We start from the raw sequence: 24,088 nt of genomic DNA, 5'->3' as shown, positions 1-24,088 counted from the left end.
CCTTTGCCAGCTCATTCGTTCCCCTCGTTCATTAGTCCGCTCATTTCCGTCTGTTGAGGGACCCTTTGATGGTTCGTGCAGCTTCGACTTCCAGAGCCAGGCCGCGGAACGCGGCACCGGTGTGGCTCATTCCCCCCGGGGCCCTGGCCGGCGTCCTCGCCATAGGGCTGTTCTTCTCCTCCGCGCAGATACGGTCGTCGCTCGCCTGGTACGGCCTGGTGGCCGTCGCCCTCACGGCCGTCACCTCGGCCGTGACGATGCGCCGGCTCCGTACGAGCGACTCGGCCCGCCGGACCCAGGCGGCCACCGAGGCGCGGGAGTACTACGCCCGGCGCGAAGCCGCGCTGCTCGGCCGCCTCGCGGACCAGCGGTCCACCACCCGGTGGATGGCCGACGAGCTGCTCCCCGCGGCCGTGGCCCGGCTGCAGAAGGGCGAGAGCGCGTCGGACATCATGCAGTCCGTCTCCTTCGGCGACCACCTCGACGACGAGTTCACCGAGGCGCTGAAGGGCGCCCTGCGCACTCTCCTGGAGGCCGTCGAGGCCGAGGAGAGCACCCGTGACTCGTCCCAGCGCGCGCTCGTCGCCGTCGCCCGCCGCGTCCAGGCGATCGTGCACCAGCTCGCCAAGGACCTGCACGCGATGCAGATCCTGCACGGCACGGACATCGTCGTCTCGCGCGGTCTGCAGGACATCGACCACCGCAACGCGCTGATCGGCCGCCTCGCGGCCAGCATCGCCGTGCTCGGCGACGCCCGGCCCGGCCGCCAGTGGTCGAAGGCGATCCCGCTCTACGACGTCCTGCGCGGCGCCATGTCCCGTATCGTCGACTACCCCCGCGTGCGGCTGCAGGCGGTGACCGAGGTGGCCGTGATCGGCCCCGGCGCCGAGCCGCTGATCCACCTGCTCGCCGAACTCCTCGACAACGCCACGACCTTCTCGCCGCCGCACACCCCGGTGGAGGTCACCGCGAGCGAGGTGCCCTCCGGCATCGCGATCGAGATCGAGGACCGCGGCGTCGGCCTGACCGAGGAGGTCCGGCAGCGCATCGACCGCGTCATGACGCAGTCGGCCACCGGCATCTTCCTGGCGGGTCTCGGCGAGGTCACCCAGCTCGGTCTGCCCGTCGTGAGCCGGCTGGCGCGCGAGCACGGCTGCGAGGTGGACCTGCGCACCTCCGCGTACGGCGGTGTGCGGGCCGTCATCCTCGTACCCCGACGCCTGATCACCACGGTGCCCCAGCCTGTCATGAGAGCCCCCCACGAGAACCACCGGAAGCGCTCCGGCGGCCCGGGCTTCCCGACGCCTCCGCCGCCTCCCACCATCATTCCGCCCGCGCCGGATCCGATGCCCGAGCGCGCGTCCGTACCGGCGCCCGCGCGCACACCCGCGCCCGCGCCCGCTCCGGCCTCCACCGCGCGTCACGCCGCCCCCACGGCGTCGTCGCAGGCCCCCGCCGCTCCCTCCCCGTCGCCCTCCGTGCCGTCCTCCGCGCCGTTCACCACCGCGCCGTTCACGGCCTCGGCGGACTCCGGCGCCACCGACGTCGGCGAGCCCGGCAAGACCGTCAACGGGCTCCCGCAGCGCCGCCGCGCGTCGCCCGTCCCCACCCCGGTCGTCCGCACGGGCAGCACTCCCCCGGAGGCGCCGGCCCTCCCCCGGCGCAACGGCACGCCGCGCCAGCCGGGCCTGATGTGGGAGGCGTTCAACGGCGAGAAGCGGACGGCCGCCGATCCCTCCACTCCCCACAGCGATCCGTCAGATGAGGTCGAGTAACCATGCAGCCACTGCCCAACATTGACTGGATGCTCACGGAGCTCGTGGGCAGCGTTCCGTACGTGCGCCACGTGGTCGTCCTCTCCTCGGACGGCCTGTGCATCGGCCAGGCCAACACCACCCCGGACACCGCCGACGCGATCGCGGCCGCCTGTTCCGGCATCCAGAGCCTGGCCAAGGCCATCGCGCAGATGTTCCCGCACGGCGACGGCTCGACACGGATGGTCGGGATCGAGGCCGACGGCGGCTACTTCTCCCTCATGGCGGCCGGCCCCGGCGCGTACCTCGCGGTCCTGGCCGACGAGGAGGTGGACGCGGGGCTGCTCGGCGACCGGATGCGGACCCTGGTGGTGCGGATCGGTCAGCACATGACGAGTCCCCCCCGTGATGACGTGCGGCAGGCGATGTGACATCAGAGCGCAAAGGCCCTTGGGACGAAGGCACTCCCGTTCCGCTCTACGTCATCACCGGCGGCCAGGGCTCCGGGGAGAAGGCGTTCAACCTGGTGACCCTGATCGCGTCGCGGTCCTCTCCCGAGCCTTCGATGCAGCCCGAGACCGCCGCCATCCTCACCATGTGTCAGTACCCGCTGTCGGTCGCCGAGGTGTCGGCGTACCTCAGCCTCCCGTTCAGTGTCGTCACCGTGCTCCTGTCCCAACTCGTCGAGGACGAACGTGTGGAAGCCATCGCACCCGTGCCCGTCGCGGCATTTCCCGAACGCGGCCTGTTGGAGGCGGTGATCCATGGACTACGCAAGCTCTGAGGCCTCCCTGGCCGGCCCGCGCGGCACCGACGTGCTGCTGCCGCACGGCGCCCGGGGAGTCAAGGTCGTGGTCGTCGGCGGCTTCGGCGTCGGCAAGACCACCATGGTCGGGGCGGTCAGCGAGATCAAGCCGCTGACCACCGAGGAGAACATGACCCAGGCGGGTGTCGGGATCGACAACAACCCCGGCGCCGCGGGCAAGAGCACCACCACCGTCGCGATGGACTTCGGACGGATCAGCATCAACGAGGAGCTGGTCCTCTATCTCTTCGGGACCCCGGGCCAGGAACGCTTCTGGTTCCTGTGGAACGGGATCTTCGAAGGCGCGCTCGGCGCGGTCGTCCTCGTCGACACTCGCCGGATCGAGGTGTGCTTCGAGGTCATCACCCGTCTCGAGGACCGTCGTGTCCCCTTCGTCGTGGCGGTCAACACCTTCCCCGAAGCCCCGCAGTACCCCCTGCCCGAACTGCGCACTGCGCTGGCCCTCGGCGAGTCCGTCCCCATCGTCACCTGCGACGCCCGCGACCGGGCGTCCTGCCGTGACGCGCTGCTCTCGCTGATGGTCTACCTGTGCACCCTCGCCGCCCAGGAGACCCCCGTATGACCGTCCCGCCCTCCGAACACGCCGGCCCGGAGACCGACCTCCTGCCGCCGCCGGGCTGCCCGGCGCACGCGGCGGCCACCGGCCCCGACGGCACCACCCGGCTGTACGGCCCCACCGCGGCCACCGACCCGATGGGTCTGTACGAGAAGCTGCGCGCCGCGCACGGAACGGTCGCGCCCGTCCTGCTCGACGGCGACGTGCGCGCCTGGCTCGTCCTCGGCTACACCGAGAACCGCGACGTCGCCACCCGCGCCACCCAGTACTCGCGCGATCCGCGGGTCTGGCACGGCTGGCGCAGCGGCGAGATCGACCCCGCCACCTCGCCGCTCATCCCCATGATCGGCTGGCGGCCGGACTGCGTGTGCGCCGACGGCGAGGACCACCAGCGGCTGCGCGGGGCGGTCACGGCGGGCCTCGACCAGTTCGACCACCGCGGACTGCGCCGTCACATCACCCGCTTCGCCCACCAGCTGATCGACGGGTTCTGCGAGAGCGGCGAGTCGGAGCTGGTCAACCAGTTCACCGAGCATCTGCCGATGCTCACCCTCATCCACCTCCTCGGCATGTCGGACGAGTCCGGCCCGGAGCTGGTGCACGCCGCGCGCGACCTGTTCAAGGCGACCGAGACCTCGCTCGCCAGCAACGCCTTCGTCCTGAAGGCCCTGGAGGAGCTGGTCGTCACCAAGCGCTCGCGGCCGGGGCACGACATCGCTTCCGCGCTGCTCGCCCACCCGGCCGGGCTCACCGACGAGGAGGTGATGCACCACCTGCGGCTGATCCTGCTCGCCGGGTACGAGACGACGGCCAACCTGATGTCCAACGTGCTGCGGATGGTGGTCACCGACCATCGCTTCCGCGGTTCGTTGGCCGGCGGTCAGATGACGCTGCCGGAGGCCGTCGAGCAGGTGCTGTGGGACGAGCCGCCGCTGATGGTGTGCCCGGGCCGCTGGGCCAACGGCGACACCACCCTCGGCGGGCAGCAGATCAAGGCGGGCGACATGCTGCTGCTCGGCCTGGCCGCCGGCAATGTCGACGAGACGATCCGGCCGGATCCGGCGACGCCGGTGCACCACAACCGGGCGCACCTGTCCTTCAGCGCGGGCAGCCACGAGTGCCCCGGCCAGGACATCGGCCGCATCATCGCCGACACCGGCATCGACATCCTGCTGACCCGGCTGCCGGACATCGCCCTCGCGGTGCCGGAGGAGGAACTGTCCTGGCGTTCCTCCACCTGGGCCCGGCATCTGACGGCGCTTCCGGTGCGGTTCGCGCCCCGGCAGCCGCGGGCGCAGGACCTGCCGGCGCCGCTGCCGGCGCCGCCGACGCAGAGCAGCGGGATGCCGGCGCCCGGCCTGTGGCCCGAGACCGCGCCGCCGGTCCCGGAGCAGCGCCCGGCGGCGGCCCCGGCATCGTGGTGGGCGCGGCTGCGGCGGCTGCTCTCCCGCCGCTAGGGATTCCCGCGGTCTCCGGAGTACGGAGGGGGTGTCGGCACACGGGTGCCGGCGCCCCCTCCGGCGTGTCCGGGCGCGTACGGGCGCGTACGGGCGCTCCTGCGCCGTGCTCTCACGCGCCCGGCGGGTACCGCTCGTCGAGGCTCCGCTGTTCCGGAACGGTGGGGTCGGCGGGTACGTAGCGGGGCGCCCCGGTGTACCAGGCGTGGAGCCCGGAGAGGAACCCGCACGCGCCCGCCAGCCAGGCGTCGAGCTCGTCGCGCTCGTCGGGGTGCAGTCCCGACTGCCGTACGAGCAGCGGGAGGTCGTGCGTCCGCAGGTACTCGAAGTCGCGGAGGCGGGAGTTGACCAGGTGGACGGAGGCGGGCACGGCGTCGTGGAGGGGCAGTCCGAGGGACTCGCCGATGACGACGACCAGGTTGTTGACGTCGTGCTCCTCGTGGACCTCCCGTTCGTAGGAGGCGAGGTCGTTGGCGAGGCCCATGAAGTCCATGAAGGCGTCGAGCAGACCGCGGACGGTGCCGCTGTCGCGGATCGCCTCCGGTATTCGCGCGCGGGTGGAGAGTTCGACGGAATAGGGCGCGGTGTGCGCGGCGAAGCTCTCGCGGCGGAACGGCGCGTATTCGATGAGGCTCGGAACGCGGCCGGCGAGGCTGTTGGCGAGTTCCGTCACTCCCGCGTCGATGTATTTCGCGAGGGCCCGGTTGAATTCCAGCCGCCAGTGGGCGAGGCGGGGCGGGAAGAACTGCGCCTGGAGGTCGGCGATTCCGCGTTCCACGGCGTTCTCCGGATACGGCAGACGGGCCGGGATCTCGGGGCGCAGAAAATCGTGCAGCCGGGCGGTGAAGGCGAGTGCGCCGGGGAGATCACCGGTCCGTTTGAAGGCGTTGGCGAAATAGTCGTCCCAGGCGAGCGCCCAGATGTTGAACCGGTGGTTCAGCCGCAGATCGGCCGGTGAGGCGTCGGGCAGACACCAGGCGGTCAGCTGGTCCACGGTCATGGCGTGGAACTGGGACCGCGTCCATATCCCCTCGTACGTTCTCAGCCTTCCCTCGCCGTGCAGCATCCCCATCTCGCGCGCCCAGGTCTCGGTCTCCGCGCGCAGACCCGGCAGATACGGGTTCACCCGCACCGGGTGGGGCATCCACAGCTCGGGGAGCTCGACGGCACGCACTGTCATGGGACCAACCTCCTTCGTTCTCCGGTCCGTTCCACTGTGCGGACCACCATCGCGTCGTTCTCACCTCGGGGCGCCCGGTCCGCGGCGGCATGGCATCCCCCGGAGGGACGCGCTGCGACACCGCGGCGCGCCGCGGCACACTCCTGCTCCTTCCGCCCCACCGGACCGCTCTCCGCCGCCACTGGCAACTGCCACTGCCACGGGCAATGTCAGTCACTGACGCCGGACCCTTCCCCAGGTCCTGAACCCCAAACCTGCCCACCTTGGCCGAACTACAACCCCAAGTGGCTTTATTCCGCTCGCCCTTGATAGCGAGGGGCCCGAAGCTGCTCGTTCTGTGTGCGTTCTCTGTGCCAGGCGTCGGCGCGCGGGGCACCCGTGACGAACGGGGCGCCACACGGGCCCCTCCGGTGCCGCCGGCGGCTCTACACCCTCCGCCGGGACGGCGCCAGCGGGCGTACGGGCGGGCGCGATGGCGGGCGCACGGGGGCGCGCGCCGGTGAAGGCCAAGGGTCGGGGGCCCGGTCCGAACCCGCGTTCGCCCCGGCCGCGTCGCCGGTGCCGCCTCAGCGCTCGGCCTCGGCCCGCGGGGACGCGGTGTTCTCGGCCGGTGGGGCGGGACGGGTCCGTTCGGCCCAGGCGGCGACCGGGGGCCCGGCCATGCCCAGGGCCGCGAAGAAGAGGGCGAGGAGGAACCATCCGGTGTGGCCGAGGGCGAGGACCGCTCCGGTCAGGATCAGCGGGGCGAGGGCCTGGCCCGCGTTGAAGCCGATGCCGAGGAGGCCCTGGTACTGGCCCTGGGCGTGGTCGGGGGCGAGGCCGAAGCCGAGGGCGTAGCCGCCGGACGACTCCCACACCTCGCCGATGCTGTGGAGGCACACGGCGAGGACGGCGAGGGCCGATGCGACCCACACGGGGACGTCGGCGGTCAGCGCCATCAGCGGACAGCTGACGAGGAAGAGGAGTCCGGCGCGGCGGAGGGCGCGGCCGCCCTGGTGCGGGGTCTCGACCTTGGAACCGAGGCGGCTCTGGAGCAGCACGCAGACCCCGCTGTTGACCGCGTAGACCGCGGCCACGGTCCAGCGTGGTGCGTCGGTGTGGGCGGCGAGCCAGATCGGCAGAAGAAGGGAGACGGTCTGGTACTGCAGGCCCATGGCGCTGTAGAGCGCGACGAAGGACATGTACGGCCGGTCGGCGAGGACGCTCCACTGACGGTGGGCCTCGGGCTTGGGCAGGGGCCGGTAGTTCGGGACGCCGATCAGCACGATCAGTCCGGCGAGGGCGAAGCTGGCGGCGTTGGCGAGGATCAGCGCGGTGTAGGCGGCACGGGTGTCGATCTGGAGGGCGACGGCCGCGCCCAGGGTGCCGACGACGACGCCGAGGTTGACGTAGGTCCGGAGCCGGGCCCGGAAGGCGGCGGGCCGCTCGCCGCCGACGCGGGCGACGAGCGCACCGCCCGCCGCGCCGCCGGCCGTGGCGGCCAGCCGGTCCAGGGTGGCGACGAGGGTGAAGGCGAGCCAGCTGTCGATGAGGACGAAGGACGCCATGGTGAGGGCCAGCACGGCCTGGGCGATCAGCGAGACGACCCGCGGACCGTACCGGTCGGCCAGATTGCCCGCCGGTACGCCTGCCGCCAGGCCGCAGAGTCCGGCGATGGTCAGGCCCGCTCCCACCTGGGCGGCGGGCAGGTGCACGACGAGAGTGAAGTAGAGGACGGCGGCGGTGTTGAAGAGCCCGTTGCCGACCCTGCTGACGAAACTGGAGATGATCAGAGCCCGTTGCGGACCGGATTCCGCCCCGCCGCGTAAGCGCTTCCCGATTCCTGTCGTGATCATGACGGTGAGGCTAACAGGGTGCCGGTGCGCCCAACGGGCCTACGCGGGCTCGGGCAACTCCCCGAGGCGAGCGGCGACCCGGGTGCGGAGCAGCAGGTACTCGTCCCAGCGACGGGGCAGCGGGCCCGGGGGCCGTTCGACGACGCGCGCGGCGCTGACGAGCTCGCCCCGGAGGAACTGTTCCCGGGTCAGGTCGAGTTCGACGCCGTTGGGGAGGCGGTTCCACCAGTGGTAGCCATGCTGCTCGCCGTCCAGGTGGACCTCGCCGACCACCAGGTCGCCGCCGAAGAGGTCGTTCACGATCAGGGCGGTGATGTCGCAGTGGCCCCAGGCGGGATTGTCCGGCGCCCATTCGGTCCGGTAGTCGGGCGAGCTGGTGTCGGCGGCCCAGGAGGCGCGCAGGGCGCCGTCGAGATCGAGAAGATTCCAGGTGATCGTCACGGGGGCCAGCATGGCACCGGCCACTGACAACGGGTCCGTCGTCGGTGGCCGGTGCTGCGGCAGGGCTCTTCGCGGCGGCTCGGGGTTGCCCGGCCTGCCCGGCCGCCCGGGATTTCCCGGCTGCTCAGGCTTCCCCGGCTGCGCGGGCTTCCCGGCGCTACTCGGGCGGCGCGATCGCCGTTCCGCTGGCGCGGAGGTCGGCGAGGAGCTCGGCCTGGCCGGCGAGGACGCCGGACAGGATCGAGCGGGCGACCACCAGGAGCTCCGCGACCTGCGGGTCGGTCAGCGTGTAGTGGACCGCCGAGCCCTCGCGGCGCGCCACGACCAGGTTGGCGCGGCGCAGCACGGCGAGCTGCTGGGAGAGGTGCGCGGGCTCGACGCCGACCTCGGCCAGCATCTCCGAGACCGCGTGCTCCCGCTGGCTGAGCAGCTCCAGGACGCGGATCCGCACGGGGTGGCCGAGCGTCTTGAAGAATTCCGCCTTCAGCTGGTAGAGCGGCGCGCTCATGGTGCCCACCGCCCCTTCCCGGGGAGCGCCGCCGACGCGTACGCGTACGCGCCCGGCCGCTCGCTCCCTCGCCACGTCGATCGTGTGCAGTCAGAACTCTTCGTCATGGGGCTATCCTCGCGCCTTCGCGGCGTCCCGATGAACGCCCTCGGCGGTCAGGCCTTCTTCACCACGCTGGACTTCAGCTGCATCGGGCCGAAGCCGTCGACCTTGCAGTCGATGTCGTGGCCGTCGACACCGTCGACGAGACGGATGTTGCGGACCTTGGTGCCGGCCTTGATGCCGCTGGGGCTGCCCTTCACCTTGAGGGTCTTGACCACGGTCACCGTGTCGCCGTCGGCGAGGACATTGCCGACGGCGTCCCGGATGACCTTCTCGCCGCCTGCGGCGTCGTCAGTGCCGGCCTCACCGGCGGAGGCCGACCACTCGTGGCCGCATTCGGGGCAGACGAGCAGCGAGCCCATCTCGTAGGTGTAGACGCCGGAGCACTCGGGGCACGGGGGAAGGTTCTCGTTCACCCCTCGATTCTATGAGCAGCCGAATGAATTGCGAAAATCGGCAACCCGCCCGGTGGGGTGAGCCACCGGGCCGAGGAGGCGGCATCGGCCCCGGTCAGGGGGCGGTGCGGACCGGGAAGCTGGTCGGGTGACCCTGCTGCTTGAGCCAGGGGAGGACCTGGCGGAGGGCTTCCACGGTCTGGCTGCGGTCGCCGCCGCCGTCGTGGAAGAGGATCGTCGGGCCGTTGGACAGCTCGTTCTTCACGGCGCCGACGATCGCCGCGGTGCCGGGGCGCTCGAAGTCCTTGGTGTCCACGTTCCAGCCGAGCGGCCGCATGCCCTCGGCCGCGGCGATCTTCCGGCTGTCCGGGGTGAAGGCGCCGCCCGGTGCGCGGTAGTAGTCGATCTTCGCGCCGCCGGCCGCCTCCTCGATCAGCCGCTTGGCGTCGAGGATCTGCTGCTTCTGGTACGCGACCGGCTTCTTGTCCATGGTGGTGTCGTGGTCCATGGTGTGGTCGCAGAGCCGGTGGCCCTCGGCGACGACCCGCTTCACGAGCGTCGGGTACTCCTTGGCGCGCGGCCCGACCATGCAGAACGTGGCCTTGACGCCGTTCTCCTTGAGGATGTCGAGCATCTGGGGCGTCCAGTTCGGGTCGGGGCCGTCGTCGATGGTGATGTTCACCGACTTCCCGCCCGCCTCGGTGGCGTGCGCGATGCTCTCCGGGACCTTCGCCGGCTTCACCGGCTCCGGGGCCTTGCCGTCCTGGGTGGGCGGTACACGCTGCTCGTGCTGCGCCCCCGCGCCTGCCCCGTCACGCGCCTCCGCCTCCGTGTCCGTCAACACGGCGGCCCCCCAGGCGGCCAGACTCAGCGCGACCGCCGAAGCGACCGCGGCTATCTGCGGCGTGTACTTCTTCTTCTGCCCCATGTGATGCCCCACTCCCCGTGTTCGTCCCGACGGCTCCCGGAGGAGAGGACGGAGGAACGGCCGAGAAGGTTTCACCTGATCGGGTGAGGAATGTGCGCCGGGTGGGCGAGGCCGCCTTGACGTGCCCGCGGGTGCCGTGCGCGGCACCCGCGGGCGACGGTCCGTCAGTAGGCGCCGAAGACGTTGTCGATGGAGCCGTAGCGGTCGGCGGCGTAGTTGCAGGCCGCGGTGATGTTGGCGACCGGGTCGTACGGGTCGAAGGAGGTGCCGGCCACGTGGTAGGCGCTGAAGGTGGGGTCGATCACCTGGAGGAGGCCCTTGGACGGGGTGCCGGCGACGGCGTTGGAGTCCCAGTTGTTGATGGCCCGCGGGTTGCCGGAGGACTCGCGCATGATGTTGCGGTAGATGCCGTCGAAGCTGCCGGGGATGCCTTCGCGAGCCATGATGTCGAGGGACTCGCGGATCCAGCCCTCGAGGTTGTCGGCGTACGTGTAGCCCGCGGAGGTGGCGGAGCCGGCCGGGGCGGAACCGGCCGAGGTCGCGACGGCCTGGACCGCCTTCGGCTGGACGGCCTTCGCGGGGGCCGAGGCGGCGGCGCCGCTCGTACCGGTGGCGGCCTTGGCGGCGGTCTTCGCGGCGGTACGGGTGGCGGTGCCGGCGACGGAGAGCTGCTGGCCCGGGTGGATCAGGCGCGGGTCGTCGCCGACGACCCGGCGGTTGTCCTTGTAGAGCTTCTTCCAGCCACCCCGCACCCCGTGCTCGTGAGCGATCTTCGACAGCGAGTCACCGGCCACGACGGAATACTTCACCGGCCCGGACTTCACGGCCGACGGGGTCGCGGCGGGCGCAATCTGAAGCGTCTGCTTTGCCACTGCGACGGCAGATGCGGTGGCGGTCGGGGTGGCCGCGCCGGCGGTGGCGGCTCCGGCCAGGGGCAGGGCGAGGGCGGCGCTGCCGGTGAGGCCGACGGCGGCGATGCCGCGGGCGAGCGGGGCGTTCTTCGGGCGGCGGTGCTTGCCGGGTCCACGCATGGCGAGTCCTCTCCTTCGCCTGCGAGGTGAGCTGTCGGGTTCGGGCAGGAGATGCCCGGCCGCGCTGCGCGCGGCTTCACCCCGAGCCGTCCCCGGAGACCGGGACCGGCGGCAAACCTGGGTCCCCCGCTCCTGCCGGAAGTGTGGTGAGTGCGGTCGACCGGGCGGCGGCAGGATTCGGCGTTTCCGTCCGGTTTCGGGGTGACCGTATGCGAAGACAAATATCGAAAACAAGGAGGGAATTCCTCACGCGGAATTGATCTGCGGGGGAATTCAAAAGGATCATTCCGCTCGCCCGGGAGCTTCGCCCCAACCCTTTTCCGCCCGGCCGTTCCTGACGCTACGGCAGTCTTCCGGAACCCCTCCCCACGACCGGTGCGGGGTGACTCACATCACCCTGCGCCGCGCTCCTGCCTTTCCCGCCGAATAACCCCCTTCGGTCACCACTTCGGCATTCCGGCATTGCAATGCAATAACCGGACATCGCCCGTTTTGCACACCTGTAGGGCCGCCGGTCATCCGCCCGCGGCCTCGTAGCTCGCCCGGACGTGCGCGTGGTACTGCTCGATCGCCTCGCCGCGGTCCACCGGGCCGAGCACGATGACCAGGTGATAGCGGCCGCCGATCAGAAGCGCGGCGTTGGCGGCGAGCCGCTCGTGGTCCCCGTCGTCGGCCCAGTTGAAGGTGCCGATCGCGGAGCTCGCACCCGCGATCCGGGTCAGCGTCATCCCGCTGGCGTAGGACCAGCTGGAGTCACGCCAGGGCCGCAGCTCCGGCTCGTGGTCCCGCTGGTAGGCGAGGGGGTCGGCGGAGAAGCGGGAGGCCAGGTCGCGGCCGGGGACGATGACGATCTCGAAGGCGCCCTGGGTGTAGCGGTACTGGCCCTGGGCGTTGCGCGGGTGCGCGGTCCAGCCGGCGGGTACCTCGGCCCGGAAGCCGGGCTCCCGGACCTGGACGTAGCCGGGTGCGGAGGAGGGTGAGGAGGAGGGCGAGGCCGTGCTGGTCGGCGTGGCGGGGCCCGAGGCGCCGTCGCGGTCGGGCCGGTCGGCCCAGTGGGTGACCGCCCAGGCGCCGAGGGACACCAGCACGGCGGCGGCCGCGACGGCCGCCCACGTCTTCCTTCGTACCGGGGGCGGCTGCCTCTTCTCCTCCGCCTCCGGCGGCGGTTCGGTCACCGCCCGCAGGCGTGCCGTCACCGCGTCGGCCGTCGGCCGCTCCTCCGGGTCCTTGGCGAGCAGGGCGAGGACGACGGGGGCGAGCGCGTCCGCGCGGCGCGGCGGAGGGGGTGCGTCGGTGAGGACGGCGGCGACCGTGCCCTCCATCGAGTCGCGCCGGAAGGGCGAGCGGCCCTCGGTCATCTCGTAGACCAGGACGCCGAGCGACCACAGGTCGGAGGCGGGGGCGGGGCGGCGGCCGCCCATCCGCTCGGGCGCGGTGTAGGCGAGCGAGCCGATGAACTCGCCGGAGCGGGTGAGGGATTCCTCGCCCGCGATGTACGCGATGCCGAAGTCGGTGAGGACGACGCGGCCGTCGTCGGCGAGGAGGACGTTCGCGGGCTTCACGTCCCGGTGCAGCACGCCCCGGTCGTGGGCGGCCGTCAGCGCCTCGGCGAGGTGCAGGGCGATGCGGGCGGCCTCGCGTTCCGGCAGCGCGCCGTCCCGGTCGAGGCGATCGGCGAGCGACTCGCCGCGCACCCGCTCCATGACGATCCAGGGGTGCCCGTCCTCCATGACCACGTCGTGGACCGTCACCACGGAGGGGTGGTTCACGCGCGCCGCGGCCCGTGCCTCGCGCAGCACGCGTTCGACACGCGCCGGGTCGCGGGCCGTGCGGGCCTCCTTCACGGCGACCTCGCGGTGTACGAGGAGGTCGTGTCCGGCCCACACCGTGCCCATGCCGCCCGAGCCGAGCGGCTCGTCGAGCCGGTAGCGGTCACCGATCAACCGCCCCTCGGCCGCGGCCGATCCAGGCGCCTCCCCCGTCACCATGCGAGCATCATGCCCCATCGGGGCCGGGCGGGCAGCCGGGTCGGGCGTCAGGACCAGGCGAGGTCGGCGCGCCGGCTCCAGTAGGCGGCGGGCGGTTCGGCGAGGGTGTCGAGCTCGGCCAAGTCCCTTGTGTCGAGGGCGAGTCCGGCGGCGGTGAGGTTGGAGGCGAGCTGAGCCTCGGTGGCCGCGCCGGAGAGCACGATGTCGGCCCAGGGGCGGGCGGTCACCGCCGCGAGGGCGACGGCGTCGCCGCCGGCTCCGGTGCGGGCGGCGACGGCGCGGAGCGCGGCCGTGTCGGGGCCGGTGGCGTTGCGTCCGGCGAGCCGGCCGTTCGCCATGGCCTCCTTGACGACCACCAGCCATCCCGCGTCGTGCGCTTCGGCGAGCGCCGGGCCGGCGGAGGGTTCGAGCACGTTCCAGGTGGACTGCACGGCCGTGAAGAGCGGCCGCCCGGCCACGCTCACGCCGAGGGCGGCGCGGATCGTGTCGGCCTGCGCCGGGCCGCTGGTGGAAAGGCCCACGCGTACGCCCTCGTCGGCGAGTTCCGCGAGCCGGGCGTGCAGGGCGGGGTCGGAGAGCGCGGGGCTGTCCGGGGTGACCGAGTGCACCAGGTACACGTCGAGGTGCCGGCCGAGCAGCGCCCGGGTCTCCTCGATCTGCCGCTCGAACACCGCCACCGAGTGCTCCTTGACCTCGTGCGCGGCGACGCCGGAGGTCCGCCAGCCGGCGGTGTACGTGTACCCCCACTTGCTGCCGACCCGCACCGCACCGGCCGCCTCCGGCCGCGCGTCCAGCCATCCGGCCAGGAACTCCTCGGCCCGCCCGTACGACCTCGCCGTGTCGAAGTACCGCACGCCCGCGGCGTAGGCGGCGTCCAGGAGCGCGTGCGTCCGCTCCCGGAGCGCCGCGACACTCCGGTCCCCGGGGAGGTCGAGCTCCCGCCCGAGCGTGATGTACCCGGGCCGCCCCACGGCGGCGGTCCCGAGCCCGAACCGCGCGAGCGGCCCGCCGGGGGCGGAAGACGTGGCGGCGTCGGCCGGCATGACGGTGTCCCTTCGCTGGTCCGCGGACGACGGCGGCGCGCCGACCCGTATCCCCGACCCTAACCGCGCCGCGGGAACCGGCCGGTGAGCGACCCCGCCTCCGCCACCAGGCACCAGAACCGGCCACCCCTCCCCCGCCGGGCAACCCCGTCTCTCCCTCCCCCGTCCTCCGGGGTCAAGAGGGGTGCCCCGGGGGAACGCAGGGCGCCCGTAGGCGTGCTGGACGAGAACGAGATCGTGAGGAAGAGCGCTTTGATACGTGTCACACGCGGCGTGACCACCGCCGTGACGCTGGTGGCCCTGGCGGGCGTGTCGCCGGGGCTCGCGTACGCACAACCGGATCCCGCCAAGACCGGGGTCGCGGGATCCGCCGCGGCGGGGCTGCCCGAGGGGTGGCGGGTCGTCGGGTCCGGCGCCGGGCGGGAGTTGGTGTGGAGGACGGCCGGGGAGGCCGTGCCGATGGGCGATGCCCGGGTGGAGTTCCGGGCCGACGGAAGGCTGCTCGGGTATCCGGAGGCCGCTGCGGACGGGCGGTCGTTCCGGCTGCGGCACGGGGATCAACGGGTCGACGGCGGGGCGCGGTTGAGCGTGACGGCGGGCGGGCGGCGGCTGGACGCCGCCGGGGCGCCGTCCCTCGCGCCCCGCCTGCGGCCGCCGAAGGCGCCCGCAGTTCCCCCGGCTCCGGAGGCACCGCTGCCGGCCAACCCGGTGGATCCCGGCGTACCCGGCCCGTACCGCACCGTGTCCGGCGAGTACGCGCTGAAGGACGTCCGGCTGCCCGGCTTCCCCGAGCCCGTCGAGATGCGCGCCGCCGTGACGGCGCCGGCCGGTGCGCCGGGGAAGCGGCCGGTGGCGCTGTTCCTGCACGGCCGGCACGGCACCTGCTACAAGCCGGGCACGGAGGAGGACTCGGGCGCGTGGCCTTGCCCGGCGGGGATGCGGCCGATACCGAGTCATCAGGGGTACGGGGCGGCGCAGCGGCTGCTCGCCTCGCAGGGGTACGTGACGGTGTCGGTGTCCGCGAACGGCGTCAACGGGCAGGACCACGCGGCGGACGACGGCGGTGCGCAGGCCCGTTCCTCCCTCGTCCGGCAGCATCTCGCCCGCTGGGCGGAGTGGGGCGCGCACCCGGACAAGGCACCGGCGGTGGTACGGAAGGCGGCGGCGGCCGCCGATCTGTCCCGGGTCCTGCTCGTCGGGCACTCGCGGGGCGGCGAGGGCGTCAACCGGGCCGCGCTCGACAGTCTCTCCGCGCCGCCCGCGAGCCAGGACGGGTACCGGGGGCCGGTGCGGTGGAAGATCCGCGGCAACGTCCTCATCGGGCCGACGATCTTCGGCCAGAACCCGGTTCCGGACGTGCCGTCGATGACGATCCTGCCCGGCTGCGACGGCGATGTGTCCGACCTGCAGGGGCAGATGTATCTGGACGCCACGCGCGGCGTCGGCCGGGGCGCGGCGCTGCACAGCGCGGTGTACGTGGTGGGCGCCAACCACAACTTCTTCAACAGCGAGTGGACGCCGGGCCAGGCGAAGGCGCCGGCCGTGGACGACTTCTGGTCCGACGGGGAGCAGCCCGACCCGGTCTGTTCCCCCGGCACCCCGACGCGTCTGACCGCCCCGCGGCAGCAGACCGCGGGCGCCGCCTACATCGCGGCCGCCGCCCGGCTGTTCGTGGCGGGCGACGACCGGGTGCGGCCGCTGCTCGACGGCACCGGCCGGCGGGCGCCGTCGGCGGGCCCGGCGCGGGTGCTCGCGCACGCCGTCGGGGCCGGCCGCACCCCGGCGTTCGTCCCGGGTTCGCCCGACACCGGCGCGGCGCTGACCGTGTCCGGCGCGGGTCGGCTGTGCGCGCAGATCGACCCCGACGCCGCGCGCTCGTGCCTGTCGCCCGACGAGGGCGGGCAGTCACCGCACTTCGCCTCCTGGGAGACCTCGCCCGAGCCGGGCCGCGACGCCGTCGCGCTGCGCTGGACCCGTACCGGCACGCCGGTCACGGTGCGTACGGCACGGCCGGTGTCCCTCGCGGGCGCCGAGTCGCTCGCCCTGCGTCTGGTCGTGCCGCCGAACACCAAGGGCACGGAGCTCGACGTGACCGTGGCCGACGCCTCGGGCCGCCGCGCGGCGCTCGGGCGGGTGCGGGTGGACGGGCTGCCGGGCAGTGAACGCACCGCCTCGTACTGGGCGCGGGAGGTCCGGGTCCCGCTGTCCCCGGCGGTCCGGGCGCGCCTCGACCTGAGGAAGGTCGCCGCGCTCGAACTCACCCCGCGCACCGCCGGGGGCCGGGCCTGGCTGGTGGACTCCTGGGGCTTCCGCCCGGGTCTGCCGGCGGTGCGTCCGGCCCCGCTGCCGCGCGTGGATGTCGGGCGGCTCACGGTCGACGAGGGCGACTCGGGGGTGCGGACCTACCGCGTCCCGGTCACGGTGTCCGGCTCCGGCAGTGGTCAGGTGCGCCTGTTCACCCCGACGCCCGGGGCCGACGGGAATGACGGGTTCACCTCCCGCGTGGTCACGGTCCGCCCGGGGCGCCAGGACATCGACGTGCGGGTGCCGGTGGAGGGGAACACGCGGTACGGCTGGGAGGTGAGCCACGACGCGTTCGTGAAGGCCGTGCGCGGCACCGTCGTCGGCGCGCACCGCGGCGGTGTGACGGTGCGCAACGACGACCCGATGCCCGAGGTGCGGGTGACGCCCGTCGCCGACGCCGTCACCGAGGGGCAGGCGCTGGTGTGGCGGGTCACGCTGTCGCAGCCCGCCGACGCCGATGTCCTCGGCGGCGTCTCCTTCCTGGCCCCGGCCGGCGGGGCGCCGGAGCTGTCCACGGCCGACGTCGACCCGGAGTGGGTGCGGGACACCTTCGGCTCCGTGCCCGATCCGGCCCGGCCGTTGTCCCGGCCGGAGTATCCGGACGCGTACGCGGGGTTCGCCGTGCCGGCCGGGGAGACGGTCACGGAGGTGCGGGTGCCGACCGTGCGGGACGGGGCCGCCGAGCCGGTGGAGACGTTGCGGGGCGTGCCCTTCACGTACGACGCCGAGTGGCGGCAGGTGCCGGGCGCGGAGTTCACGGGGACCGTACGCGACGCCTCGTAGCGTGGTGTGAGGGGCGTACGGACGCCGGGACGCCGGGGGCAACTCGCGAGGTGCCCCCGGCGTCCTTCCGTACGACGGCAGGTACGACAGGACGGACACGCGATGAGCGACAAGGCCCGGGTTCTCTTCGACGCGCTCGATCTCGACCACGACGGCACCCTGACGCGCGCCGAGGTCATCGCCGCGCTGCACGCCAAGGGGCCGACGCTGGTCGCGCAGGGGGTGGTTCCGGCGTGGGGCGTCGGGGACGCCGACGCCTCCTCGGCGCTGTTCGACGAGGCCGACGCGAACGGCGACAAGGTGCTCAGCTTCGAGGAGTTCGCCGCGATCGTGAACCGCCGCTTCGGCTGGTGAGGGGGCCGCTAGGCGGCCGTGGGGTGCGGGGGTGCGGGGGCGACGCGGACCGGGCCCACGACGGTCAGCGGGATCCCGAGGTGCTCGCAGAGGCGGCGGGCGCGGGAGAGGGCGCTGAGGGAGGCCGGGGAGGGGTCCGCGGTGGGCAGCTGGACGCGGACGAGCCGTGGCCGGTGGGACAGCAGGAGGGCCTCGGTCTCCAGGAAGGCCGCGGCCCTGCTGGTGACGTCGAGGTCGCGCAGGAACGACAGGTGCAGGACGCCGTCCTCGAAGGCGTGGCTGATGAGCATTGACGATCTCCTTCCGCCGCCCGGTGGCCGCCCCCGCCTCGCGGCATGCCGGACGGCATGAGCGGGGCGGACGACGGCTCACCCAGTATGCGGAGAAGCATGCCGGATGCACCCTTTCGTGCGTCGTGTCGGAGGACGGCCGCACGAAAGCCACGCGGACCGGCCGAGCGGCCGGTCAGGCGTGGCGGGGCGGGACGGCGGCGCCGTCGTCGGCGAGCAGGCCGGCCCTGAGTTCGTCCAGGATCCGGGTGAGCAGCCGGGAGATGTGCATCTGCGAGAGCCCGAGGCGTTCGCCGATCTGGGCCTGGGTGAGTTCCTGGCCGAAGCGCAGGGAGAGGATGCGCCGGTCGCGTTCGCCCATTCGGGCGATGAGCGGCTTCAGCGCGGTGAGGTCCTCGATGAGGTCGTACGACGGTTCCGGCGCGGCCAGCCGGCGGCTGACGAGGGGCGGGGTGTCGTCGTCCTCGGAGAACGCGACGTCCAGGGAACGGGCGGTGTAGCCGCGGGCCGCGAGCTCGCCCTCGGCGACCGCCGCCACGCCGATGTGGAGGTGGTCGGCGACCTCGGCCCGGCTGGGCCGGTGGCCGTGCCGCTGCTCCAGGAGGTCGCTCGTCCTGGCCAGGTCGATGCGGAGCTCCTGGAGGCGCCGGGGCACCCGTACGGCCCAGCTGGTGTCCCGGAAGAAGCGCTTCATCTCGCCGACGACGGTGGGCAGCGCGAAGGCCGAGAACTCGATGCCGCGGTCGGGGTCGAAGCGGTCGATGGCCTTGATCAGGCCGATGGTGCCGACCTGGACGATGTCCTCGCGCTGCTCGGGCCGGTTGCGGAAGCGGCGGGCGGCGAAGCGCACCAGGCTCAGGTTGAGCTCGACCAGGGTGTTGCGGACGTACGCGTGGGCGGGCGTGCCGGGTTCCAGTTCGCGCAGCCGGACGAGGAGGGCGGCGGAGAGGGTCTGCGCCTCGTCGGTGGAGACCCGGGTGGGCCGGTCGACCTCGGGCAGCCCGGCGAGGGCTGCGCGCCGGGTCTCGGCGGCGGAGGCGGGGGCGGGAGCCGGGGCGGATGCGGGGGCCCGGGCGGATGCGGGGGCCCGGGCGGAAGCGGAGGCGGTGGCGGACATGAGGCTCCTTCGACGGTGGCGGTGGGCCTGCGCCGCCGGCCGGTGGGGGCGGCGGCGGGGGTCCGTCGGTCGAGCGTCCTGTCAGAAGGATTCCCTGTTTGGTCCGGTTTGACACGAATGGAGCAGCAGGGAGGGGTGGCCGGCATCCGGGTACACGTGCGTCCGGCCGGGCGATGGGGCCCGGCCGGACGCATGGGGGCGCGGCTCGCTACTGCGGCGGGGGCTGGTCCCGGCGCTCGGTGCCGGTGTCGCCGCCCAGTTGCTCCTTGAGCTTGTCCTGGGCCGTGTCGACCTGGCTGCTGTACTTGCCCTGGGTCTTGTCGTCGACGAAATCGCCGGCCTTGTCGATGCCCTTGCCGGCCTGGTCCTCGTGCCCCTTGAGCATCTGCTTGAGCTTGTCCATCACGGACATCGCGGCCCTCCTCGGACGGCCCCCCTGGTCCGTCCCAGCATCCCGGACCTGTCCGGGGTGCGCATCCGCTGGCCGCCGTGAGACGGAGGGAACGGTCCGACCGGGGGTCTACGACCGGCCGTAGGACTCCGCCCGTGGTCTGACGCGGGGCGGGTACGGGGCGCCGTAGCGTCCTGGGCATGATCGCATTCAGCCGGGCGGCCGCGGCCGCCCTTCTCGCCTGTGCCGTCGCGTTACCCGCGACCACCCTGCCCGCCCACGCCGCGACGCCCGCCGCGCCCGCGGCATCCCTCCGCGCCGCCGCCCCCGCCGTACCGGCGCTGGAACTGCCCGCCCCGACCGGCCGGTTCGCGGTCGGCAGCTCCGTGCTCCATCTCGTCGACCGGTCCCGGCCCGACCCGTGGGTGCCCACGGCGGACGGCCGGGAACTGATGGTGACGATGCACTACCCGGCCGCGCGCGGGACACAGGGTCCGCCCGCTCCGTACGTCTCCGAGGAGGTCGCCCGGACCGTCCTGTCGGGCGTCGGGGTGACGGATCCGGCCTCGGTGAAGGCCGTGGCCGGGATGACGGCGTACAGCAGTCTCGACGTGCGCCCGGCACCCGGCCGGCATCCGCTGGTGGTGCTGTCGCCGGGCTTCGGGATGCCGCGCTTCACGCTGACGAGCCTGGCGACGGAGCTGGCATCGCGGGGTTACGCGGTGGCGTCCGTCGACCACGCCTACGAGGCCTCGGCGATCGTCGTCCCGGACGGGCGGATGCTCGGCTGCGTGGCCTGTGAGGCGTTGGAGGCGGGCCGGATCAAGGGGGCCGACGTGACGGCCGCGCGGGCGGCGGACGTGCGCTTCCTGCTCGACCGGCTGACCGGGCCGCGGGCCGCCGCCACCTGGCCGTACGCGCGGACCATCGACCAAAGCCGGGTCGGCATGGCCGGGCACTCGATCGGCGGGGCGGCCGCCGAGGCGGCGATGCTGGCCGACCGGCGGGTGGACGCCGGGGTGAACATGGACGGCTCGTTCTGGGACAAGCTGCCGGCCGGCGGGCTGGGCGGGCGTCCGTTCCTGATGCTGGGCACCGACGACGAGATGCACCGGCCCGGTGGCGTCGACAAGAGCTGGGACACCACCTGGCGGGCGCTCGACGGCTGGAAGCGCTGGCTGACGGTGTCCGGCGCCGACCACTTCACCTTCACCGACGCGCCGGTGATCCAGCAGCACTTCGGGCTGCCCGCCGGGGACATCCCGGCCGACCGGGCGCTCGCGGTGACCCGCGCGTATGTCACGGCCTTCTTCGACCGGCAGTTGCGCGGACTGCCGCAGCCGCTGCTCGCGGGGCCGAGCCCGCTGCATCCGGAGGTGCACTTCCAGCAGCCGTAGGACGCTGCCCGGGCGGTCGGGGGTCGCGGGGCGGTGCCGGTCAGGCGCGGCCCGCGGCCTTCTGGCTGCGCCGGGAGAGGGAGTCGACGACCACGGCGGCGAGCAGCACCGAACCGGTGATCATGAACTGGACGGCGTTGCTGACGCCCATGATGTTCATGCCGGACTGGATCGAGCCGATGACCAGCGCGCCGAGCAGCGCGGACCACACGGAGCCGCGTCCGCCGAACAGGCTGGTGCCGCCGATGACGGCGGCGGCGATGACGTTCATCAGGAGGTTGCCGCCGCCGGAGGTCTGGCTCGCCGACTGGATCTGCCCGGCGAGGAAGAGGCCGCCGACCGCGGCCATGGTGCCGGCGATGGTGAAGACGCTCATCCGTACGAAGGGCACGCTGATGCCGGCCCGCCGGGCGCCCTCGATGTTGCCGCCGACCGCGAAGATCTGCCGCCCGTAGCGGGTGCGGCGCAGCACGAAGTCCAGCACGACCAGCAGGATCAGGAAGATCAGCAGGGCGAGCGGCAGGCCCTGGTACTGGTTGAGGATGTACGCGGCGACGAAGGCGATGGCCGCGATGACGACCGTGCGGAGCACGATCTCGGCGATCGGCCGGAACGGCACCCGCGCGGCCTGCCGGCGCCGGGCGTCGAGCAGCGAGGCGAGCAGGAAGAGGCCCACGCCGACGGCGGCCGTGATGTAGGCGGTGGCCGGGCTGTGGAAGATCGTCGAGTACATCTCGGCGACGATGGTGTCGCTGGGGATGTTGACGGTGCCGGTGCTGCCGAGCACCTGGAGCATGAGTCCGTTCCAGGCGAGGTTGCCGGCCAGGGTGACGACGAAGGCGGGCACGCCGACCTTGGCGAAGAAGAAGCCCTGGATGAGGCCGACCGCCGCGCCGCCGGCGACGGCGACGAGCACCGCCAGCCATTGGTTCATGCCGTTGTTGACGTTGAGCACGGCGAAGATGGCCGCGCACAGGCCGCTGACGGAGCCGACGGACAGGTCGATCTCGCCGAGCAGCAGCACGAAGACGATGCCGACGGCGATCATGCCGGTGCCGACGATCTGCTGGCTGAGGTCGGAGAGGTTCTGCGCGGACAGGAAGGTGCTGTCGAGGCTGCCGAAGACGGTCCAGATGATGATCACGGCGATGACGACGGGCAGGGAGCCGAGTTCGCCGCTGCGCATCTTGCGCCGGAACTCGTTGAGGTAGCCGCGGACGCCCTCCTCCCGGGCGATCAGCCGGCTGTCGACGGCGGGAACGGCCTCGGGCGCGGGGGCCGGGGTCGTGTCGTTCTGGGGGCGCTCGTTCCCGCCCGCCTTCCGGTCGCGGCTCATGGCAACTCCTCCCCGCGGGCCTCCCGCTCCTCGCGTATGCGGGCCTGACGCCGGGTCACGGCGCTCTCGGTGGCTCCGGTGATGGCGGAGATGATCTCCTCGGTGGTGGTGGAGCGTTTGTCGAAGACGCCGTTGTTGCGGCCGAGCCGAAGGACCGCGATCCGGTCCGCGACGGCCATCACGTCGACCATGTTGTGGCTGATGAGGATGGTCCCCAGGCCGTGCCCGCGGAGCCGTTCGACGAGGTCGAGGACCTCAGCGGTCTGTTCGACGCCGAGCGCGGCGGTGGGCTCGTCGAGCAGGACCACCTTGGGGTCGCCGATCAGCGAGCGGGCGATGGCCACGGTCTGGCGCTGGCCGCCGGAGAGGGAGGCGACCGGGATGCGGACCGAGGGGATGCGGATGGACAGGGTGTGCAGCAGCTCGCGGGAGCGCTGCTCCATGCGGACCTCGTCGAGCACCCCGAAGCGGCGCAGTTCCCGCCCGAGGAACAGGTTGCCGACCACGTCGAGGTTGTCGCACAGCGCGAGGTCCTGGTAGACGGTGGCGATGCCGAGGTGCTGGGCGTCGTGGGGACGGCCGATGGAGACCCGCCGGCCCTCCCACTCGATGACGCCCTCGTCGGGCGGGTTGACCCCGGCGATCGCCTTGATGGCGGTCGACTTGCCGGCGCCGTTGTCGCCCACGAGGGCGACGACCTCTCCGGCGTGCACCTCCAGGTCGAAGCCCGACAGGGCCTGGACCGCGCCGAACCGCTTGGAGATCCCCCGTAGTGACAGCACAGGTGCTTCCGGCACGCCGACCGCCTCCGACCCCTGCCAGGCCCGTTTCCCGGGCGGTTACTTCAGACCGGCCTGCTGGCACGCGGCCTCGTACGTCGGCGTGCAGATCTCGTTCACCGTGTAGAGGCCCTGCTTGACGACGGTGTCACCGATGTTGCTCTTGTCGACCACGATCGGAGTCAGCAGGTTGGCCGGGACCTTGTTGCCGCTGCCGCTGGTGACGGTGGTCGGCACCAGGTCCTTGGTGAGCGGCTTGCCCTGCGCGAAGTCGACGGCCATCGTGGCGGCGATGTCGGCCTCGGGCTTGTACGGCTTCATCACCGTGATGGTCTGCGTACCGATCAGAATCCGCTGGATGGCGTCGAGTTGGGCATCCTGACCGGTGAGCGGCACGCTCAGGCCGGCCGCCTTGAGGGCGGTGGAGATGCCCGCGGCCAGTCCGTCGTTGGCCGAGTAGACACCGACGATGTTGTCCTTGCCGAGTGCCGCGATGGCGCCGGACATCTGCTGGTTGGCGTTGTTCGGGTCCCAGTTGGGGGTGTCGTACTCCTTGCCGATCTTCACCTTGCCGTCCAGGACGGAGTGCGCGCCGGCCTTGAACTCGGCCGCGTTGGGGTCGGTGGGCGACCCGTTGTGCATCACGATCACGCCGCTCTGGGCCTTGCCGCCGAGCGCGTCGAGGAGTGCCTGGCCCTGGAGCTGGCCGACCTTCTTGTTGTCGTACGAGACATAGGAGTCAACCGGGCCCTGCGCGAGCCGGTCGTAGGCGACGACCTTGACGCCCGCGGCGTTGGCCTTCTGCACGGAGGACTGGATCGACTTGGAGTCCACCGCGTCCAGGATGAGTACCTTGTCACCCTTCGCGAGCGCGGTGTTGACCTGCTGCTGCTGGGTGGTGGGGCTCTCGGCCGCGTTGTAGTAGTCGATCTGGGCGCCGGGCGCCAGTTCCTTGATCTTGGCCTCGATGTAGGGGCGGTCGAACTTCTCGTACCGCGTGGTCTTGCTCTCCGGGAGCAGCAGGCCGATCTTCACCTGCCCGGCCTGCGCCGCGCTCGTCCCCGAGTTCGTCGCCTGGTCGGCGTCGGAGCTGCAGGCGCCCAGGCTCAGGGACAGCGCCACGGCTCCCGCGACGCTGATCGCCGCTCGCAATGTACGGGTCATGGTCGGCTCCTTCCGCGCGCCCTCCGTCCCTTCACCGCGGGACTGTGGGGCTGCGGAATCCGCCCGACCGCGGGAGCGTCGGCGCACTTATGGCCTACGTATCGACATTAGCCCCAACCCGTAGTGCCT

At 72.7% G+C, this 24,088-nt stretch carries 23 protein-coding genes and 1 riboswitch; of the genes, 8 read left to right on the top strand and 15 right to left on the bottom strand.

Annotated elements, in window-relative coordinates:
• The first annotated feature begins 119 nt into the window (after nt 1-119).
• The 5 genes from JAO84_RS34105 to JAO84_RS34085 are packed head-to-tail and all read left to right on the top strand — an operon-like array spanning nt 120 to nt 4,593.
• Nucleotides 120-1,775, top strand: coding sequence for a sensor histidine kinase (locus tag JAO84_RS34105; RefSeq protein ID WP_370416316.1), 1,656 nt, complete (start codon nt 120-122; stop codon nt 1,773-1,775).
• A 29-nt stretch (nt 1,776-1,804) separates the two neighbouring features.
• A complete protein-coding gene (locus JAO84_RS34100; RefSeq protein ID WP_265863515.1) occupies nt 1,805-2,185 on the top strand; it encodes a roadblock/LC7 domain-containing protein in 381 nt (126 codons plus the stop codon).
• A complete protein-coding gene (locus tag JAO84_RS34095) occupies nt 2,182-2,538 on the top strand; it encodes a DUF742 domain-containing protein (protein ID WP_265863516.1) in 357 nt (118 codons plus the stop codon). Before JAO84_RS34100 ends, JAO84_RS34095 begins: the two co-directional genes overlap by 4 nt.
• Entirely contained in the window at nt 2,519-3,142 is a 624-nt protein-coding gene (locus JAO84_RS34090; protein ID WP_370416315.1) for an ATP/GTP-binding protein, read from the top strand. Before JAO84_RS34095 ends, JAO84_RS34090 begins: the two co-directional genes overlap by 20 nt.
• Nucleotides 3,139-4,593: a cytochrome P450 gene (locus JAO84_RS34085; protein WP_370416314.1), complete on the top strand. Its 1,455-nt coding sequence runs from the start codon at nt 3,139-3,141 to the stop codon at nt 4,591-4,593. Before JAO84_RS34090 ends, JAO84_RS34085 begins: the two co-directional genes overlap by 4 nt.
• 112 nt (nt 4,594-4,705) lie before the next feature.
• On the opposite strand, the gene JAO84_RS34080 is transcribed toward JAO84_RS34085, so the two are convergent.
• The 9 genes from JAO84_RS34080 to JAO84_RS34040 all read right to left on the bottom strand — a co-directional run bounded on the left by JAO84_RS34080 (nt 4,706) and on the right by JAO84_RS34040 (nt 14,044).
• Entirely contained in the window at nt 4,706-5,773 is a 1,068-nt protein-coding gene (locus JAO84_RS34080) for a hypothetical protein (protein WP_370416313.1), read from the bottom strand.
• A 566-nt stretch (nt 5,774-6,339) separates the two neighbouring features.
• Complete coding sequence (locus JAO84_RS34075; RefSeq protein WP_370416312.1) at nt 6,340-7,608, bottom strand: MFS transporter; 1,269 nt, start codon at nt 7,606-7,608, stop codon at nt 6,340-6,342.
• A 39-nt stretch (nt 7,609-7,647) separates the two neighbouring features.
• Nucleotides 7,648-8,061 (bottom strand): hypothetical protein, encoded by a 414-nt coding sequence (locus JAO84_RS34070; protein ID WP_370416311.1) that lies wholly within the window; start codon nt 8,059-8,061, stop codon nt 7,648-7,650.
• A 145-nt stretch (nt 8,062-8,206) separates the two neighbouring features.
• Entirely contained in the window at nt 8,207-8,557 is a 351-nt protein-coding gene (locus JAO84_RS34065; protein ID WP_265863522.1) for a metalloregulator ArsR/SmtB family transcription factor, read from the bottom strand.
• Between the two features lie 155 nt (nt 8,558-8,712).
• Nucleotides 8,713-9,075 (bottom strand): zinc ribbon domain-containing protein YjdM, encoded by a 363-nt coding sequence (locus JAO84_RS34060; protein WP_370416310.1) that lies wholly within the window; start codon nt 9,073-9,075, stop codon nt 8,713-8,715.
• Between the two features lie 94 nt (nt 9,076-9,169).
• Nucleotides 9,170-9,982, bottom strand: a complete 813-nt coding sequence (locus JAO84_RS34055) for a polysaccharide deacetylase family protein (protein ID WP_370416309.1) — start codon at nt 9,980-9,982, stop codon at nt 9,170-9,172.
• A 164-nt stretch (nt 9,983-10,146) separates the two neighbouring features.
• Complete coding sequence (locus tag JAO84_RS34050) at nt 10,147-11,013, bottom strand: transglycosylase SLT domain-containing protein (RefSeq protein WP_370416308.1); 867 nt, start codon at nt 11,011-11,013, stop codon at nt 10,147-10,149.
• Nucleotides 11,014-11,016: 3 nt separating this feature from the next.
• Nucleotides 11,017-11,172, bottom strand: a riboswitch (cyclic di-AMP (ydaO/yuaA leader).
• 356 nt (nt 11,173-11,528) lie between these two features.
• A complete protein-coding gene (locus JAO84_RS34045) occupies nt 11,529-13,001 on the bottom strand; it encodes a serine/threonine-protein kinase (protein ID WP_370416307.1) in 1,473 nt (490 codons plus the stop codon).
• 47 nt (nt 13,002-13,048) lie between these two features.
• Entirely contained in the window at nt 13,049-14,044 is a 996-nt protein-coding gene (locus JAO84_RS34040) for an aldo/keto reductase (protein WP_370416306.1), read from the bottom strand.
• Nucleotides 14,045-14,296: 252 nt separating this feature from the next.
• On the opposite strand from JAO84_RS34040, the gene JAO84_RS34035 reads away from it, so the two are divergent.
• Both JAO84_RS34035 and JAO84_RS34030 read left to right on the top strand, forming a co-directional pair.
• Entirely contained in the window at nt 14,297-17,131 is a 2,835-nt protein-coding gene (locus JAO84_RS34035) for a hypothetical protein (protein WP_370416305.1), read from the top strand.
• Nucleotides 17,132-17,233: 102 nt separating this feature from the next.
• The gene (locus JAO84_RS34030) at nt 17,234-17,485 is read left to right on the top strand and encodes an EF-hand domain-containing protein (RefSeq protein WP_265863527.1); all 252 of its coding nucleotides are present in this window, start codon (nt 17,234-17,236) and stop codon (nt 17,483-17,485) included.
• An 8-nt stretch (nt 17,486-17,493) separates the two neighbouring features.
• Here JAO84_RS34030 and JAO84_RS34025 read toward each other — a convergent pair whose 3' ends face one another.
• The 3 genes from JAO84_RS34025 to JAO84_RS34015 all read right to left on the bottom strand — a co-directional run bounded on the left by JAO84_RS34025 (nt 17,494) and on the right by JAO84_RS34015 (nt 19,304).
• Nucleotides 17,494-17,775 carry a hypothetical protein gene (locus tag JAO84_RS34025; RefSeq protein ID WP_370416304.1) on the bottom strand — a complete coding sequence of 94 codons (282 nt, stop codon included), beginning with the start codon at nt 17,773-17,775 and terminating at the stop codon, nt 17,494-17,496.
• 175 nt (nt 17,776-17,950) lie between these two features.
• The gene (locus tag JAO84_RS34020; RefSeq protein ID WP_370416303.1) at nt 17,951-18,892 is read right to left on the bottom strand and encodes a SigB/SigF/SigG family RNA polymerase sigma factor; all 942 of its coding nucleotides are present in this window, start codon (nt 18,890-18,892) and stop codon (nt 17,951-17,953) included.
• 208 nt (nt 18,893-19,100) lie between these two features.
• Entirely contained in the window at nt 19,101-19,304 is a 204-nt protein-coding gene (locus tag JAO84_RS34015) for an antitoxin (RefSeq protein WP_370416302.1), read from the bottom strand.
• Nucleotides 19,305-19,483: 179 nt separating this feature from the next.
• On the opposite strand from JAO84_RS34015, the gene JAO84_RS34010 reads away from it, so the two are divergent.
• Nucleotides 19,484-20,680, top strand: a complete 1,197-nt coding sequence (locus JAO84_RS34010) for an alpha/beta hydrolase family protein (protein ID WP_370416301.1) — start codon at nt 19,484-19,486, stop codon at nt 20,678-20,680.
• A gap of 40 nt (nt 20,681-20,720) precedes the next feature.
• Here JAO84_RS34010 and JAO84_RS34005 read toward each other — a convergent pair whose 3' ends face one another.
• From JAO84_RS34005 to JAO84_RS33995, 3 genes are read right to left on the bottom strand one after another with little or no spacing between them, the layout of a single operon-like run.
• Nucleotides 20,721-22,016: a sugar ABC transporter permease gene (locus JAO84_RS34005; protein ID WP_370416300.1), complete on the bottom strand. Its 1,296-nt coding sequence runs from the start codon at nt 22,014-22,016 to the stop codon at nt 20,721-20,723.
• Entirely contained in the window at nt 22,013-22,813 is an 801-nt protein-coding gene (locus JAO84_RS34000) for an ATP-binding cassette domain-containing protein (protein ID WP_370416299.1), read from the bottom strand. The genes JAO84_RS34005 and JAO84_RS34000 overlap by 4 nt, the downstream gene beginning before the upstream one ends.
• 42 nt (nt 22,814-22,855) lie before the next feature.
• On the bottom strand, nt 22,856-23,959 hold the full coding sequence (locus JAO84_RS33995) for a substrate-binding domain-containing protein (RefSeq protein WP_370416298.1): 1,104 nt from the start codon (nt 23,957-23,959) through the stop codon (nt 22,856-22,858).
• Nucleotides 23,960-24,088 lie beyond the last annotated feature (129 nt).

This window comes from Streptomyces fradiae, assembly GCF_041270065.1.
Taxonomy (GTDB): domain Bacteria; phylum Actinomycetota; class Actinomycetes; order Streptomycetales; family Streptomycetaceae; genus Streptomyces.
The sequence above is the reverse complement of the archived record's forward strand: the minus strand, read 5'-3'. Positions and strand labels throughout refer to the sequence as shown.

Coding starts and splice junctions, on each gene's coding strand:
- JAO84_RS34080 (WP_370416313.1), bottom strand. CDS start 5,773: ATGACAGTGCGTGCCGTCGAGCTCCCCGAGCTGTGGATGCCCCACCCG.
- JAO84_RS34005 (WP_370416300.1), bottom strand. CDS start 22,016: ATGAGCCGCGACCGGAAGGCGGGCGGGAACGAGCGCCCCCAGAACGAC.
- JAO84_RS34055 (WP_370416309.1), bottom strand. CDS start 9,982: ATGGGGCAGAAGAAGAAGTACACGCCGCAGATAGCCGCGGTCGCTTCG.
- JAO84_RS34025 (WP_370416304.1), bottom strand. CDS start 17,775: ATGCTCATCAGCCACGCCTTCGAGGACGGCGTCCTGCACCTGTCGTTC.
- JAO84_RS34015 (WP_370416302.1), bottom strand. CDS start 19,304: ATGTCCGTGATGGACAAGCTCAAGCAGATGCTCAAGGGGCACGAGGAC.
- JAO84_RS34070 (WP_370416311.1), bottom strand. CDS start 8,061: ATGCTGGCCCCCGTGACGATCACCTGGAATCTTCTCGATCTCGACGGC.
- JAO84_RS34030 (WP_265863527.1), top strand. CDS start 17,234: ATGAGCGACAAGGCCCGGGTTCTCTTCGACGCGCTCGATCTCGACCAC.
- JAO84_RS34050 (WP_370416308.1), bottom strand. CDS start 11,013: ATGCGTGGACCCGGCAAGCACCGCCGCCCGAAGAACGCCCCGCTCGCC.
- JAO84_RS33995 (WP_370416298.1), bottom strand. CDS start 23,959: ATGACCCGTACATTGCGAGCGGCGATCAGCGTCGCGGGAGCCGTGGCG.
- JAO84_RS34090 (WP_370416315.1), top strand. CDS start 2,519: ATGGACTACGCAAGCTCTGAGGCCTCCCTGGCCGGCCCGCGCGGCACC.
- JAO84_RS34100 (WP_265863515.1), top strand. CDS start 1,805: ATGCTCACGGAGCTCGTGGGCAGCGTTCCGTACGTGCGCCACGTGGTC.
- JAO84_RS34085 (WP_370416314.1), top strand. CDS start 3,139: ATGACCGTCCCGCCCTCCGAACACGCCGGCCCGGAGACCGACCTCCTG.
- JAO84_RS34010 (WP_370416301.1), top strand. CDS start 19,484: ATGATCGCATTCAGCCGGGCGGCCGCGGCCGCCCTTCTCGCCTGTGCC.
- JAO84_RS34045 (WP_370416307.1), bottom strand. CDS start 13,001: ATGGTGACGGGGGAGGCGCCTGGATCGGCCGCGGCCGAGGGGCGGTTG.
- JAO84_RS34065 (WP_265863522.1), bottom strand. CDS start 8,557: ATGAGCGCGCCGCTCTACCAGCTGAAGGCGGAATTCTTCAAGACGCTC.
- JAO84_RS34040 (WP_370416306.1), bottom strand. CDS start 14,044: ATGCCGGCCGACGCCGCCACGTCTTCCGCCCCCGGCGGGCCGCTCGCG.
- JAO84_RS34020 (WP_370416303.1), bottom strand. CDS start 18,892: ATGTCCGCCACCGCCTCCGCTTCCGCCCGGGCCCCCGCATCCGCCCGG.
- JAO84_RS34075 (WP_370416312.1), bottom strand. CDS start 7,608: ATGATCACGACAGGAATCGGGAAGCGCTTACGCGGCGGGGCGGAATCC.